Source organism: Microcystis sp. M53603_WE2 (assembly GCF_030065435.1).
Genome location: NZ_JASJFF010000964.1, coordinates 1 through 14,905, shown reverse-complemented (window position 1 = coordinate 14,905; position 14,905 = coordinate 1). Strand labels below are relative to the sequence as shown.

Annotated in this window: 14 protein-coding genes and 1 tRNA gene; 10 read left to right on the top strand and 5 right to left on the bottom strand. The window is 47.4% G+C overall.

Annotated elements, in window-relative coordinates:
* Both PX481_RS20420 and PX481_RS20415 read left to right on the top strand, forming a co-directional pair.
* A partial coding sequence (locus tag PX481_RS20420) for a C39 family peptidase (RefSeq protein WP_288095693.1) occupies window positions 1-753 on the top strand: 753 nt, incomplete at its 5' end.
* A gap of 6 nt (window positions 754-759) precedes the next feature.
* Window positions 760-1,341, top strand: coding sequence for a hypothetical protein (locus tag PX481_RS20415; RefSeq protein ID WP_288095691.1), 582 nt, complete (start codon window positions 760-762; stop codon window positions 1,339-1,341).
* 263 nt (window positions 1,342-1,604) lie between these two features.
* Here PX481_RS20415 and PX481_RS20410 read toward each other — a convergent pair whose 3' ends face one another.
* From PX481_RS20410 to PX481_RS20400, 3 genes are all read right to left on the bottom strand, one after another.
* Window positions 1,605-2,378 carry a PspA/IM30 family protein gene (locus tag PX481_RS20410; RefSeq protein WP_002757681.1) on the bottom strand — a complete coding sequence of 258 codons (774 nt, stop codon included), beginning with the start codon at window positions 2,376-2,378 and terminating at the stop codon, window positions 1,605-1,607.
* A 207-nt stretch (window positions 2,379-2,585) separates the two neighbouring features.
* Window positions 2,586-3,242, bottom strand: a complete 657-nt coding sequence (locus tag PX481_RS20405; RefSeq protein WP_288095689.1) for a PspA/IM30 family protein — start codon at window positions 3,240-3,242, stop codon at window positions 2,586-2,588.
* A gap of 22 nt (window positions 3,243-3,264) precedes the next feature.
* The gene (locus PX481_RS20400; RefSeq protein ID WP_002757679.1) at window positions 3,265-4,155 is read right to left on the bottom strand and encodes a hypothetical protein; all 891 of its coding nucleotides are present in this window, start codon (window positions 4,153-4,155) and stop codon (window positions 3,265-3,267) included.
* Between the two features lie 78 nt (window positions 4,156-4,233).
* Here PX481_RS20400 and PX481_RS20395 point away from each other — a divergent pair, with 78 nt between their 5' ends.
* From PX481_RS20395 to PX481_RS20385, 3 genes are all read left to right on the top strand, one after another.
* A complete protein-coding gene (locus PX481_RS20395) occupies window positions 4,234-4,782 on the top strand; it encodes a DciA family protein (protein ID WP_002757678.1) in 549 nt (182 codons plus the stop codon).
* A 388-nt stretch (window positions 4,783-5,170) separates the two neighbouring features.
* Complete coding sequence (locus tag PX481_RS20390) at window positions 5,171-5,446, top strand: hypothetical protein (protein WP_002757677.1); 276 nt, start codon at window positions 5,171-5,173, stop codon at window positions 5,444-5,446.
* Between the two features lie 133 nt (window positions 5,447-5,579).
* Window positions 5,580-6,578, top strand: coding sequence for a Gfo/Idh/MocA family protein (locus PX481_RS20385; RefSeq protein ID WP_002757676.1), 999 nt, complete (start codon window positions 5,580-5,582; stop codon window positions 6,576-6,578).
* A 6-nt stretch (window positions 6,579-6,584) separates the two neighbouring features.
* Here the strand turns inward: PX481_RS20385 and PX481_RS20380 are convergent, their stop codons facing one another.
* On the bottom strand, window positions 6,585-7,535 hold the full coding sequence (locus tag PX481_RS20380; protein ID WP_002757675.1) for a branched-chain amino acid ABC transporter permease: 951 nt from the start codon (window positions 7,533-7,535) through the stop codon (window positions 6,585-6,587).
* Between the two features lie 12 nt (window positions 7,536-7,547).
* Window positions 7,548-8,399 (bottom strand): prolipoprotein diacylglyceryl transferase, encoded by an 852-nt coding sequence (gene lgt / locus PX481_RS20375; RefSeq protein WP_002757674.1) that lies wholly within the window; start codon window positions 8,397-8,399, stop codon window positions 7,548-7,550.
* Window positions 8,400-8,472: 73 nt separating this feature from the next.
* Between lgt and PX481_RS20370 the strand changes: the two genes are divergently transcribed.
* The 5 genes from PX481_RS20370 to PX481_RS20350 all read left to right on the top strand — a co-directional run bounded on the left by PX481_RS20370 (window position 8,473) and on the right by PX481_RS20350 (window position 14,732).
* Window positions 8,473-8,555: transfer RNA gene (locus tag PX481_RS20370), tRNA-Leu, on the top strand.
* 785 nt (window positions 8,556-9,340) lie between these two features.
* Window positions 9,341-10,372, top strand: a complete 1,032-nt coding sequence (locus PX481_RS20365; RefSeq protein ID WP_002757673.1) for a hypothetical protein — start codon at window positions 9,341-9,343, stop codon at window positions 10,370-10,372.
* 34 nt (window positions 10,373-10,406) lie between these two features.
* Entirely contained in the window at window positions 10,407-11,375 is a 969-nt protein-coding gene (locus tag PX481_RS20360; protein WP_002757672.1) for a hypothetical protein, read from the top strand.
* A gap of 24 nt (window positions 11,376-11,399) precedes the next feature.
* Window positions 11,400-12,683 (top strand): hypothetical protein, encoded by a 1,284-nt coding sequence (locus PX481_RS20355; RefSeq protein WP_002757670.1) that lies wholly within the window; start codon window positions 11,400-11,402, stop codon window positions 12,681-12,683.
* A 72-nt stretch (window positions 12,684-12,755) separates the two neighbouring features.
* Window positions 12,756-14,732 carry a hypothetical protein gene (locus PX481_RS20350; RefSeq protein ID WP_288095685.1) on the top strand — a complete coding sequence of 659 codons (1,977 nt, stop codon included), beginning with the start codon at window positions 12,756-12,758 and terminating at the stop codon, window positions 14,730-14,732.
* The last annotated feature ends 173 nt before the right edge of the window (window positions 14,733-14,905 follow it).

Here is a 14,905-nt window from a genome sequence, read left to right as displayed (position 1 = left end):
GAAGCGGCCAAAGTCTTTTTATCTGCAGCAAGTAAAGGTTTAGCTAAAGTTATTGCTGATGCACTTGTGGATGCAGTGGGAGAAACCATAGGAGATGGTGCCGCTCCTGATTGGACAAAATTAATTACAGGTGCTGCAATTAATCTAGACTGGGAAACACCGGCTAAAACTCTGCCTTTAAGAGTTGAACAAGGAAAGCCGAGCATTTTACAAGCAGCAGCTTTTTTAGCTTTTGTCAGCGATGATACCCTAGGGCAAGCCACTAGAATTAACAAAATCACTTGGATTAAACAAGAACAAACCCAATGGTGTTGGGCGGCTTCAATGCAGATGGTTTTTCAGCAAAATGATGACATCACAACGCAGCAATGTAACCTTGCCAATGTTGCTTTTGAATTAACAGGTTGTTGCAGTTCACCCAATAGTTCATTGTGCAATAAACCCTTGCCAATTCTTAATATTGCTCCTATGTGGGTAAGGTATAGTTTTAATCCAATTTATATTAATGGTTTGATTGAATTTACCACCTTACAAACTGAACTTGATAATCAACGTGCAGTAGAAATCGGTTTTAAATGGAATGGAGGAGGGGGTCATGCCGTTTTAGCAGTCGGTTGGGATATAATTGATTCAGTCCCCCAGGTCATCATTTATGATCCTTGGCGGGGTGAAATAATTATTCCCTACGATCGAGTTAAAACTGCCTATGGCGAAGGTCAATGGCGATGGACATGGATTAATATTAGGAGATAAACTAAAATGGCACATTTTAAAACTTTACCCGATGACGTTTTAACTCAATTACAAAGAAAAGTAGGTTTTAGCTTGTCTAGAATAACTGAGTCTCTCGGTGCAGTTTCCCCTGCTTTGCATGAAAGTGTAGATGTCTGGAATCTACCCGCAAATGCAGTGGTTGAACCAACCAACGATTTAACCCGTTTAGCTCGTCCATCAGGGCAATGGCATCTGCAAGTAAAATCAGATAATACCCCGATCGCCTACGCTCGCTCTAGTAGCCTTGGCAGTGAACCTACAGATTGGTCTGTGGATGGAATTTTTCAATCGGAATTAGCAGAAAAATTCGATCAAGCTATTAGCTGGATTGATGAAAATATCCCTGAAGAAAATATCATAGTCAGATTATTAGTGATTCCAGCTTATCAAACCCATGCTTTATGGTTGATTGATGAAAGTAACATCAATAATCAAAAAATTCTTGTTATTGATGCTCCTCTTGAATATGGCTTTAATTTACCGACCAAGATCGATAAAACTCAAGAAATAGAGCAATTTCTTAACCAACTACGCTCGGTCAAACACGCTGAAGGATTAACGGAATAGGGTGGATAATTCTGCTCGGCAAAACCTAATCAGATGTTTAATATCGACAAAGCTGCCCTTGTCTAGTAATAAGAACATGGATAAGCTGCCCGCGTATTTAAATTGCTTGTTGAGATGAGCCAAGAGGCAAAAGTAAAGGGATTGGGGGAGAACTAATCTAAGGATAGGCGGTTAAAATTCCTCTTAGCTTATTCCCTATCTCAACAACAAAATTAATAAATAGAGACGTACCGTAGATAGTACGTCTCGACGCTCTCAAAGTTTTACAGTTCTTTTAACTTCGATCGCAATTCCTCTAATTCCGCATCCACTGCCGAATCCCTGACGGTGGTTGCTTGGGGTAAAGTGGGTTGACTAGAAGCTGTACCCGGTAATGCTCCCCCGGACATTTGTGCTTTCAGCATTGCTAATTCATCCTCCACATCGCTACCCGATTCTAGTGCAGCGAATTGACGTTCCATGTCGATGCCACCCAATTCACCGATCGCTTGACTACGGGCTTCTATCTGCACAACTTTTTCTTCCATGCGCTCAAAAGCGGACATGGAACTACTGGTATCGATACTGCCGAGGGTTTTTTGGATTTCTTCGTTAGCTTTTGCGGCTCTGGAGCGAGCTACTAACATATTTTTCTTGGTTTTTGCCTCAGAAATCTTACTTTCGAGCGCAATCAAGTTTTTTCTCAGACTATCTACCTGTACCGTTTGCTGATCCAGTTGATTTTTGAGAATGGCGGCGGTTTCCGTGAAATCTTTCTTGCGTTTAAGAGCTTCCCTGGCGAGAGTTTCATCCCCTTTAGAAAGGGCTAATTTGGCTCTTTGTTCCCATTTATTGGCTTCTGACTGGTCTTTGCTGTATTTTTGTTCCGTTTGTCGTTGTTCGGCGATCGCTCTAGCAACCGCTTGACGTACCTGTACTAGATCCTCTTGCATATCACTGACAGCTTGTTCCAGCATTTTTTCTGGATCTTCAGCCTTGCTCACCATATCATTGAGGTTAGCTCGGACAACTCGGCTAAGGCGATCGAATAAACCCATGACGCTCTTGTTCCTCTCGGTGTGTACTAAATCAGTTAACTGTTCTTAAAATTTCCTATCTTGCCTAACGGCTTATTATCCAATATAAACCACGAGAGCTAGGATAGGGGATAGGAGTTAGGAGTCAAGAGTCAGGAGACAGCTTTTTTCTCCCCACACCCCACACCCCACACCCTACACCCCACACCCCACACCCCACTTCCCACATCACCCATCCAAGTTTTCTTGTTTTAACTTGAGTAATTCCGCTTCAATTTGTTTTTGTCCCTCCAAATCTTGGAATTGTCGCTCTAAGGGGTCTTTATACCCGATTAAATCGGCTTGGGATTCGGCTTCTAGGACTTTTGCTTCTAATTTCTCGAAAATAGTTCCCATCTGACTGCTGTTCAAACTGCCCATAATTTCTTGGGCTTTTTGACTGGCACTCGCCGATCGCAATCTGGCCACATAAAGGCTTTTTTGTGCTTTCATCTCAGCATATTTGCGTTCAATTGTCAAGAGTTCTTTCTTTAACTTTTGTATAATAGCCGTCTGTTGTTGCAGGGAGGTTTGTAGGGGGGCGATCTGACTTTGATAGGTTTGCCATTGGCTGAGAGCTTGGCGGGCGAGTTCCTCGTTACCGTGATTTAGGGCTAATTGGGCGCGTTCGTGCCAAGTTTGAGCCGCTTTTTCCTGTTGTTGTCGTTGGCGCTCGGTGCGTTTCTGGGTAGCGACGGCTGCCGCCAGGGCTTGTCGCATTTGCATCAATTCCCCTTCCATCGCCAAGATCGCCTTTTCCAGCAGTTTTTCGGGATCTTGATTTTCCTGAATCAGACTATTGACTTGGGCGCGAATTGCTTGGCCCATGCGATCAAACAAACCCATTGCCGTCCTCCCGATAGGAACCCTAATAGTTTACCGAAGTGCCGCTCCTATCAATAATGATAGAACTAGGGACGGGGGACTGGGAGGGATCGGCTGTTTCTGAAGGTGCCGGACTACTGGGAGAAGGGGATGCTTGTAATTCTGGCGGTAACTGTTTCATTAACTCCACCGCCTCCTGTCGGTTTTGATTGGCCAAGCGACGGGCTTTTTCCCGTTGAAAAAAGGGTAAATTAGCGGGTGATTCTTCTCTTTGACGCAATTCCTCCAACATTCGTTCGTTAATGATCGCGGTCGAGGGGGCGGGGGTGACTTGGGGCGGTGGTGGCGGTGGTGCAGAAACTAGGGAAGATACGGGCGGGGTGCTGGGGTTCGGGGGGGCGACGGGTAAAGATTGCTTGATCTTACTGACGGGTAATTGATGGGCCGGCATTGGGGATGGTGGCGGATTCGGGGGTAAGAGGGCATTAGTCAGATTGATAGCGGTGGGGGGACTCTGAACCACTGGTGGGGCGGGAATGTTAGCGATCGGGCTAGTTTTAACCGGAGGAGCGGGAATATTAACGATCGGACTGGTTTGAGGAGTTTTCTGTACCGGACGAGCGATCGCTATCAATCGATCGAGGTGGCGGGAGTTATTTTGGCGCTGCTCGAGGGGGGAATTCTCAGTTTTCCTCGGGGTGGGGGTAGTATTGGTTAACCATTGATTGAGACTGAGGAGACTATTAGCAATTAAAAAGATCACCATTGCCCGGATACCCCAAGGGGTAAAAAAGAGATCTTCAGCTTGGGGATAGACGTTAATGACAGCAGCTTCTAGGTATTCTGGTTCCCGAGCGGGATCGATGGCTGAACTGGGTTGATGAACGATCGAGAGAGGGGAATCTTGGGGGGATGGGGATCGATCGGATTTCATGAGGGTATTAAAGGTTATGCTGAAAAGTTAGGGGGTTTTTTCGTCCTAGTGTACCGTGGTATTCCCTAGATTTTCCAGATGTCTTTACATTCTCTTGACAAAATTTTGGCGGCTATTACTCAACAGGTGGGTTGGGAAGAATATCGCCAGTATGATCAAGTGCTGCAATTATGGCCAAAAATTATTAATCCCCGTCTGCTTGAGCAAACCCGGCCTTTTTCCCTGAGTCGCGGGGTTTTATCGGTGGCTACCAGTAGCGCCGCTTTAGCCCAGGAATTGTCTTTACAACGCTATAGCTTATTAAAACGGCTTAATAGTCAGTTAGAGACTCCCTTGGGCGATATCCGCTTTTCTGCTGCCCGTTGGCAGCAAGATAGTCAGTTAATTCCTCCAGAAGCGATCGCACCTAAATCCCTGAGAGATCATCCTAGTTATGTCACCCCGGAAAAACCGCCAGAAAATCCCCAGCAACCGGACAGTTTAGAGAGTTGGAGCCAGAAAATAGTTCATAGAACCCGATCTTGGCCGATTTGTCCTCGTTGTCAGTCTCCCAGTCCCTCCGGAGAGCTTGAGCGTTGGCAATGTTGTGCTTTTTGTTTTGCCCAGTCGGGCGGGGTAAAAGATTAAATTTTTTTATAGTCTTGTGGAAAGAGTGGTTTTGAGTCGGGAATCAATTGGCCGATCTTTTCTGTCTTAATTGAACCTGTATTCATCAATTCTATTCGGCTAAGGCTTGATCCCCGGTTTGTTATCGGCGATACTAGAGCCGATAACCTCGGCCACAACTGAGTTGAACTCTTCAGTTTTGAGACAGTGCTGCTTTTTGCAAAGTAACTATTAAAAGATTCTAAAAATAAAATTTTTTTTGGGGATCACTAAAAACTATATGGCGTATCAGTCCTAGCTATGGTAGTCAGGAAAATACCCTTGGCACAGGGTAGGACAATATTACACAGAGCGAAAAGAGAGTCATCCCTTGAGTTCCTTATAATCATCTTCCTTTTAAAGCTAACCCATGCAAGCCGCAAACTTTCTTACCTCTTCCTGTCGATACTGCCGATACTATCAAACCCAGGGTCGGCGCGGTGGCACTTGTCAACAACTAGATGTTCCCGTCGAAGCTCATTGGAAAGCCTGCGCTCTAGCGATGCCTCCTTTTAGTGCTGAATGGCAACAACTCAATCGGGTGGTTAGTTTAGAACAGTCTCTAGAATTAACCTGTGCAGTGTCGCCCACTCCCGTGGTGGTTTCCCCTCGTCGTCATGCTCCCCGACAACCGATCGCGGTTTAGAAGCTCTAGGTCCTAAACAGGAGCAAAAAATTGGCGTTGCCCATTTAAAACATGAATTCACCCCTCCACATCTTTTAGGGCGCTATTTTTGAGATAATAGATGAGTTGATTGCCAAGATAAAGCGTCGCCAGAATGCCCCTGATGACTTCTCATCGTCCCCTAAAAATTGGTATAGTTGGCACAGGGTTCGCCGCTCAACGTCGCGCTGAAAGCTTGCAAGCGGATGATCGCGCCCAGCTTCTGTACTTTAGCGGTAATAGTCCCGAATCGATCGCTAATTTCTCGCAAAAATACCAAATTTCTGCCCTAGATTCGGCAGTAAGCCTGGCCAGTCATCCTGATCTCGATCTGATTGTCATTGCCAACGTTAATCAGGCCCATGCCTCGATCGCCCGTACTGCTTTAAAATCCGGTAAGCACGTTATCGTCGAGTATCCCCTGGCTTTCCACCCGGCAGCGGCAGCAGAATTAATCACCCTAGCCGAAACCGAGAACAAATTACTGCACGTCGAACATATTGAACTTTTGGGGGGACTGCATCAAACCCAACAGCAGTATTTAGCCAGCCTCGGCAATATCCACCTAGCCCGTTATACCACGATCGCCCCCGGCAGACCAGCACCCCGGCGCTGGACATTTCATCGGGATTTATTCGGTTTTCCCTTGATTGCGGCCCTTTCTCGTATCCATCGCTTGACTAATTTATTTGGGGAAGTGGAGTCCGTATCCTGTCATTGTCGTTATTGGAATGCCCCGGAATCCGATTATTTTCTGGCCTGTTTGTGTGAGGCACAGTTATTATTTAAAAATGGCTTAATTGCTGAAGTTACCTACGGCAAAGGCGAAGTTTTTTGGCAAAATGAGCGAACTTTCACTATTCATGGCGAGGCAGGTAGCTTAATTTTTGAAGGGGAAACAGGGCAGTTAATTAATAGTGAAGGTAGCCAAGCTTTAGAAGTGGAAACCCGTCGCGGTCTTTTTGCCAAAGATACCGCTATGGTGCTAGATTATCTCTTTGATCGGTCTCCTCTTTATGTTACTCCCCAAGCCAGTCTTTATGCCCTAGAAGTGGCCTACGCTGCCTATCAATCTTCCTTGTCGGGAAAAACAGTTTTTCTCTCGGCCAATTAAACCTACTTAGACTTTTTGAATTAACTTTCTGCCTAGTAAACCCTGGGGACGAACTAACAACATAATAAAGAGAATAGCAAAAGCGATCGCCTCTCGATAACCGGAATATTCTGCGGGAACAAAAGCTTCGGCAATACCCAATAATAAACCACCGATTACTGCTCCGGGGATACTTCCCAATCCCCCTAAAACAATCACTCCTAAACCTTTTAATCCGAAAGCAATACCGAAATAGGGGCCAGCGATACTAACACTAGAACCGACTAAAGTTCCTGCTAAACCTGCCAAGGCACCACTAATAAAAAAGGTAATCACGATAAATTTTTCGGGATTGATCCCCAACAAACTGGCCGTGGTGACATCTTCAGCTACCGCTTGTAAAGCTTTGCCCATTTTGGTGAAATTAACCCAATAAGTTAGCAAAGCCACCATAACTGCTGAAACCAGAAAAATAATAATCTGAATTGTGCGAATTGCCACGGGGCGATCGGCTGTACCGAAATTAATTGCGGGGGGAAGATTGCCATAAATCCCATCGGGAAAAGTATAAATTTCTGCCCCGAATAAGTATTGAATGACATTGACAATCACCACGGCTGCCCCTAGGCTAGAAACCAGAGTTAAGAGAGAATCGGAACCCCGTACCCGGAGGGGTTTAAAGGCCAATCTTTCCAGAAGAACCGAGGTGAAACCTGAAAGGATACAGCCTAGCAAGAGTGCTAAAAAAAAGGGTAAGGAAAAGGGTAATTTGGCATTAGCCAATAAACCATTAAACCCGAAAACTCCCCCCGCTAGAGCGTAGGTAAAATAGGCACCGAGGGTAAAAATTGCGCCATGGGCAAAATTGATAATCCCTAAAATGGAAAAAATCAAAGTGTAACCGAGGGCAAAAATAGCATAGACACTACCGATCGATAAACCGTTTAAAACCTGTTGAAAAATCGTTACTAGATCCATTGTCAGGGTTAGCTAGGGTAACTTTTGATTATAACTGACGGTCGCCACCACATCCGGTAAAGGACGCTGCAGTTTATATAACCAGAATAACCCGAAAATACCGATAGCGATCGCTCCTAAACTAATTATTTGCGCCATTTTTAGAGGCCCAAACATTAAACTATCGGTGCGTAGCCCCTCGATCCAGAATCTACCTAGACTGTAGGCGATAAAATAGACTAGGGTAAGGGTGCCAATTTTTAATTTACTAGGGTGTTTTAAACCCCAGAAAAATAGATAGATGAGTAGGGCAAAAACTGCCAGATTCCAGAGAGATTCGTAGAGAAAGGTGGGGTGAAAATAATCGACGGCGATATATTCTAAAGGACGACTAGCCGGAGGAATAAACAACTTCCAAGGTAAATTAGTCGGACTGCCAAAAGCTTCCGAATTAAAAAAGTTACCCCAACGTCCGATCGCTTGACCGAGAATAACTGAAGGGGCCACCAGATCGAGTAATTGCCAAAGAGAAACCCGATTAATGCGGGCAAAGATTAGGGCCGCCAGCAAACCCCCGATAATTGCCCCGTGAATAGCAATACCTCCCTTCCAAATGGCGATAATATCAGCAGGATTTTGCGCGTATTCTTGCCACTGAAAGAGAACATAGTACAGACGGGCTGCAGGTATGGCTCCCACTACTAACCAAATGGCCAAATCAGCGATTAAATCGGGATTGATCGCTCTTTTTTGAGCTAGGTACTGGGAGAGGGTGACACCCAATAATACCGCCATAGCGATGAGAAATCCATACCAGCGCACCGAAATCGGTCCGATCTCCCAGAGGATCGGGCCGGGGGACTGAAAGACAAAACCTAAGAGCATAAAATTATTAAGAATAAAAAATTTTATCTTTCCTATAGTATCTTATGCTATGATGAGGTATGCTGACATATTTGCGGATGTGGCGGAATTGGTAGACGCGCTAGATTTAGGTTCTAGTATCTTTTTGATGTGTGGGTTCGAGTCCCTCCATCCGCATTAACCTTCGGGTCGATGAAGTGTAACCTGATTTGGTGTTGACGACCGACGACCCAAAACAAAGACTTCTTACCGATTCAGGAGAGAGGAGACTTCTCGGTTTAGTAAATTCAGGCATTTTGTCCGATAAATAAGGTTTCTGTCAGTTCAAAAACTCTTTGATCTGTATTTTTTCCTTTTGACGGCTGACTCGGACAATGCTGACTCAACCAGAGGTTTTAAAATTTTTTAGAGGAAGTCTAATATCATTTTGCAAAAGTAATGACAGACTTAGTTGGTCATTAAACCTCTTGCATAATTAATTTTTGATGGTTCAAAAATGAGAAAAATAGGCATAAAATTGCATCAAATCACTAAATAGAGCATTTAATTGATTATTATTCATTCTTAATTCTCCTGACTACTGACGACCGGCTACTGACTCCTAACCCTCACAACAATTTTTGATTTTTGCAAGAGGTCTATTCTAAGGCGCAATTACGCTCTGAGAGAAGAATTGGGCTTGCAGATGTCAGTCACGACTATTGAAATTGGTACAACGTCCCTTAAATGAGTTACACCAAATAAGTGACCTAGATCGTGTGACTGGTAAGAGGGAGAGGAACAATCTATCCTAAACAGTAATAGAGAGCTAGATAGCAAAATACTCCTTAGCAAGATCTCGCTCTAGCTCTCGATGTGGAATACGAGAAGACAGACAAGGTTAGGTCAGACCTAATCCTGTCGAAATTGTTCTTAATTTTATCGACATTTTAGCGACTACTTGCGCTCAGGAAGGTACTTATATGGATCAGCCTTTTGAAAGTGATGTTATGGAGGACTTAGCCGCTAATTCCTCCTTTGCCGATGAGGGAGCCTTCGATGCTTGGGAAGGTATGGAAAGCGAAGGTTTTGAAGGATTTGAAGCCGAAGACAGTTTTGGCGAAGACCAATTAGGATGGGAAGATCTGGGAGGAGAGGGCTTTCTGGGAGAAGACGAATACGAGGCGGAATTAGGGGAAGATTTCGGCGATGATTACCTCATCGATAGCGGAGTCAATGATTGGGATGCCCTAGAAGAAGCCGTTGCCGATGCCCTAGACGCGGAAGACAGCGATGAATTTTTCCGACAATTATTAGGAGGAATTAGCCGGGTGGCGGGGGCAGCCCGTCGGGGAGCCACCACTGCCAGCCGGGTAGCCCGGGGGGTGGGACGGGCGGTCCAAACTGCCGGACGAGTAGCTGGACAGGTGCAGCGAGTGGCAGGCCAAGTGCAGCGAGTGGCGGGACGTGCCGGACGCGCTGCCAATCCCTTGGCCAGCATTTTGGGGCAAGTAGCGCCGCTGCTGCAACAGTATGCCGCCCAGGGCTTTGATGAATTGGATGCCCTAGAAGACTTAGCCGATTTATTTGCCGATGAGGAGCTAGATGAGGCTTTACCCGTACTAGCTGGTATGGCGGCCCGCACTATGGTTAGACCGGTGCTGCGCCGTGCCGCCCTCAGTAGTCCTCTCCGTCGTCAGATCGTTCACAGTACCACCCAAGTGGCTCGAAATCTAGTCCGCCGTCAGGGATCGGCTGCCCTGCGAGCTTTGCCGAGGATAGCTCAGAGTGTCGGACAAACCGCCGCTCGTCGTCGTTTATCCCCCAGTCGCTTACCGCAAGCTATCCGACAAACCGGGGCGAGAGTGGCGGCGCAACCCCGTTTAGTACGGCAGTTATCCCGTCCCGCCCCGGGGATGAGAAGAACTTCTGTTCGCCCCGGCCCCAGTCGCGGTGGTCTGCCCCAGCGCCTAAGACTACAAGGACCGGTGGAAATTATGATCACGCGCCTATAGCTATTTCTGCCCTTGTAATTAGGAGAGAAAAATCATGTATCAAGCCTTTGAAACCGATGTCATGGATGACTTGTTTTACGATCAAGTGGAAGGCCCCGCCCAAAGGGGCGACTATTACGATAGTTACGATGCCGGGGATGAATTCGGGGAATACGATCTGGCCGAAGCCGATGATGATGCCTTTATCGGTGGTTTAATTCGCGGCATCGGATCGATGCTCGGTAGTGGTCAGGGATTTGACGAGATGGAAGACTGGGGAGAACAGGGCTACGATTCTGGTTTCGATGCCCTGGAGGATGCCCTGGCCGATGCCCTGGCCGAGGAGGACACGGACGAGTTTTTCCGACGCTTGGGACGCATCGCTCGCAATGTGGGACGCAGAGTCGGACAAGTTGCTGGAAGAGTGGGCCGGGGAATTGGTTCCGTAGCCCGCGTGGTCGGACCGATCGCCAGTATGATTCCCCTACCGCAAGCGCAATTAATCGGACGTATTGCCAACGTGGCCGGAAGACTTTTGGCTGATGAGGCCGATGAGTTTGAGGCTTTGGAGGACTTATTTGACCTGGCCGAGACGGAAGATGCGATCGATGCGGCCGCTCCCTTTGTTTCCGCCGTTGCCCTGCGGACCGCTATGCCCAATATCTCGCGACTACCGCGGCAAACTCGCCGGCAATTGGTCAGTAGTGTCAGCCAAGCTACACGCACCCTCGCCCGTCGTCAAGGGCCGGCCGCCGCTAGAGCCGTGCCTCGCATTGTGCGCGGTGTTAGTCGTACCGTTGCCCAAAGAGGTTTACCCGCCCGATCTGTGGCTCCTGCCGTGCGTCGTGCCGCCGCCCGAGTCGCGCAAAGTCCTCGCACCGTGCGCCGTTTAGCCCGTCCGCTCACTACCAGATCCCGTCCCGGCCGGCGATCAATGTCCGGGGGACGACCTTGCCCCACCTGCGGCCGCAGCCATAGCTATCGTCTGCGCGGACCGGTAACGATTCGGATTCAAGGCAGTTAGGCAACCAACCGCAATGGGGGCAGTATGGGAACGAGAGCTTTTCTACACAATAAAATTTTAGATCTAACGGCGCGAGCGCGTCGTCTAGTCAGGGTAAATTATGCTTCCGTGGGGATTCGCCCCCAAGATTTACCCTACGCTCCCTCTCCTGACCATTTTCGGGCAGCTAATCAACGTCTGGCTAAGATTGATCGCCAAATTCAGCGTCGTCTTCAGCATCTACAAGGGACGTGGAACGAGTCACCGATAGAGCGAGTTTTAATCGATATAGCACTGGTAGAACGGGAAATTGACCGCGCTCGCCGTAGTTTTGGGCTATTTTTTGAAATTTTTAGTCAAAGGGGTTCCTCTTTTGCCGCCGCTCTCGCCGCCCATGATCTGATCGCGATCGATTGTTATCGGGCCGTTCGCGAGTCCTCTCCGGGGTTATTTCGCGCACCGATGCTCAAACCCTTGTGTTATATGGAACACGGTTTCTCGCCTGCTACCATGCGTCGTGGCGTTTTGCTGACTCGTCTTTTGGGAGAACCTAATCCCTTCCCGATTATCCGCATCCCTTGGGATCGAGATAATCCTTGGCAACCGGTCTTTATCCACGAAGTAGCCCACAATCTGCAAGCGGATCTGGGGATCTGGCAGGAAAATCGTCAAGCGGTGATCCGTCGCATTCTCGGCACCAGTGGCGACCCCAGTATTACTCGCATCTACGGACGCTGGCATAAGGAAGTTTTTGCCGATTTAGCGGCGATTTTATTAGCCGGTCCAGCCGCAGCCTGGGGAATGGCACTTTTTCTGGCTCATCCCGCTCCCCGTACCCTTACCTATCGTCCTGGAGGAGCGCACCCGACGGCATATCTGAGAATTTTGATCTTAGCGGAAATGTTGCGACGGATGGGATTTGGTCAAGAAGGCGATCGCCTACGCTCGGTTTGGCAGCAACTCTATAACCCTAATCGTTTTCACCGTCTGCCGGCACGTCTGTTAACCACCTCGGAATTATTGATTCCCCATCTGGTGGATGAAATTGCCTATCAAACCCGTCGCAATCTCGCCCAACAGGCCCTGGCCGATATTATTCCTTTTTCTGAAGATGATGAAAAAGCGATTCAAGCCGGTGCTAGACAATTAGTCCACGGAGAGGTTCCCCCCGATTTACCGCCGCGATTTCTGGTCAGCGCCGCTAGTTATGCCCTCGCTACTGGTCAAATTCCCGCCCGTCAGTTATCCAATCGGGTTATTAATCATCTTACCTCCCCTATTCCCCCATCTTCACCCAGTTTTAAAGAAATACAAGCCGCTTTGCTCTGAAAACTTAGGAATATAGGGGATAACTGATCACTGAAACAACCCCAACACCTTTTTTCCTTGCCCTGATAAATTATGAACACTTCATCTGGCAATCCGTTTAATTACAGTAGTGCCATGGCCAAAAATAATGGCCTGATGCCGAACAGTAGTTCTCGTATGGCGTTGGATAATCTTCTGCGGCGAGAATTAAAAGTCAGCGATCCCAATGATGCCAAACAGATAGCAGAGGCATTACTAAACCGCTATAAAAACAATCCTAGAGCAGTAGCCATCAACAAGGAGGCGGAGGGAGTTCCCTTTCTTTTGGCTTCTGGTACACCGATGCCCCTGCAGCAAGCCCCCACATCCTCCGATGCAGAAATGCAGCAAGCGATCAATGATGTGGAGCGGGATTTGCAGGAACTGACCACCAACTCCATCCTCAAGGACGTGACCCCAGAATTGGAAGGCTGGGCGATGGCAGTTCGTTCTGCCATTCAGGAAGGGGTGAATTCGGCTCGTTTTGCCCTCGATCCCAGACAGCGGGATAAAACCTTCGGCATCCGTCGCACCTTGGGGGATTATGCTCGCCTGGCGCGGCTGGTTGGGGCGCTGACTCCTACCATGAGCCTCATCTATCGCAAGTTCGCTCAGAGTTTGGATGAAGTGGCTTCCGTCTTATTTGTGATGATGGGTGAAGCACTCTCTAATGTCGGCTTCGGCGGTCGTTATCTCTTACAGGCTCCCTATAGCGAGTTACAAGTGCGCCGGGATGCTGTTATCTATGCCCTGCGGAATTTAGTCGGGGCAACTCAAGAGGCTTATGCTCCCAACGAATGGCCCAGAGGGATCGATGCCTACCGCCAGCTTTTCCAACGGTTGGAAGAACAGGGACAAGGCGATCTTCGCGCTCTCCTGGTTGAAGGCGAGTTAAGTCGCGTCATGGATGCGCTCATTCAAAGGTCTGGTCAGGGTAGTGTCGCGGGTTTGCGCCAATTAGGGGCAACAGCACAGTTGGATGTCGAACGCCTGCGGCGCCTAGTCATCGTTGGTAAGAACTTGATCTATCCTGCTGCTCCACCTCTGACTGCTTTTCTGGAAGCTTTGCAGCTTTTTGTGGATGGTTTCGAGCCATCCGGTGGATTCCGGTTGCTGCGGATTGCCCGACCGCCGATTTTGTTCTATGGCCTGTATGGGATGTCCGCCTTTGATGAAGCTGAAGAAAGGCTGCTACGGCTGATCATTGAGCGCAATCAGCTTGCGGATAAACTGGACTGCTATTTGCAATGTGGCTGTACTTCTAAAACAGTTCTCTGCCAAATTGTTCTCGATAAAATTCTTTACGATCTCGATCGCGCGATCGACCTCTATGCTGTGGGGACGCAAGATACTAACGATCCTCTGAAGAAATCGCCAGAAAAACGGGCAGTTGCCTATAGCTACATCGTGGATGTTTTCCTATTTCCTAATCAGCCTAAAGGGGAAGCAAACCCTGAGCGAGGTCGCTGTCTCCTAGAAAATGATACTACAGGTTCCGAAGTTTTATTACCTGGCGAACAGGGTAATTCCCAACAGTACCTCAATCATCTCATTTATCAAAGTTGTTTGCAGATTCGCAAGGATCTTTATGTTTCTTCTGGAAACCCTGAACCCGCTGACACGGGGGTACTACTAGCACTTCCTGAAAATGACAAAACAATCAGAGACTTAGTTTGCCAAGAATTACAAGTTCAAAAAGACATGGAAGGTCGTTGGGAAAATCTGGTGCAAACGATGGCTCCGTCGTGCATACCATTTAGGAATGTTCGATGGAATAATTCAAACAATAACCACTCAGTATCAGGAGTATTTAATGTCATGAACAGCCTAATTAATCGAGCTTTACAGAGAGCTTTAGGGAAACAAGAAGATGATAACCCAATCGATCTTGAAGTTAAATTTGAGTTACCCAGTAACTACGAAGAAAGCCTGAAGATTGTTGCTGATAAGCTCAGTCCTAAACTAGGCGAGTCAGCCCAAAATCTTGCTGAAGATTTTGATGATTTAGTTAATGACAATCCATTAACTTAGCCATGACAATTATTGATCACCGATTCATAAACTGGCTCTTCGGTTTGTGTTATGCAATGGACGGGGGTTATAAGGGATGGAACCCTTATAGAGAAAGGCATTTAGCGATTTTTGTCAATTGTTTTTTATCTAGAGCGAACTAATCAATTAAGTCTCTTGCCAGATAAGGATTT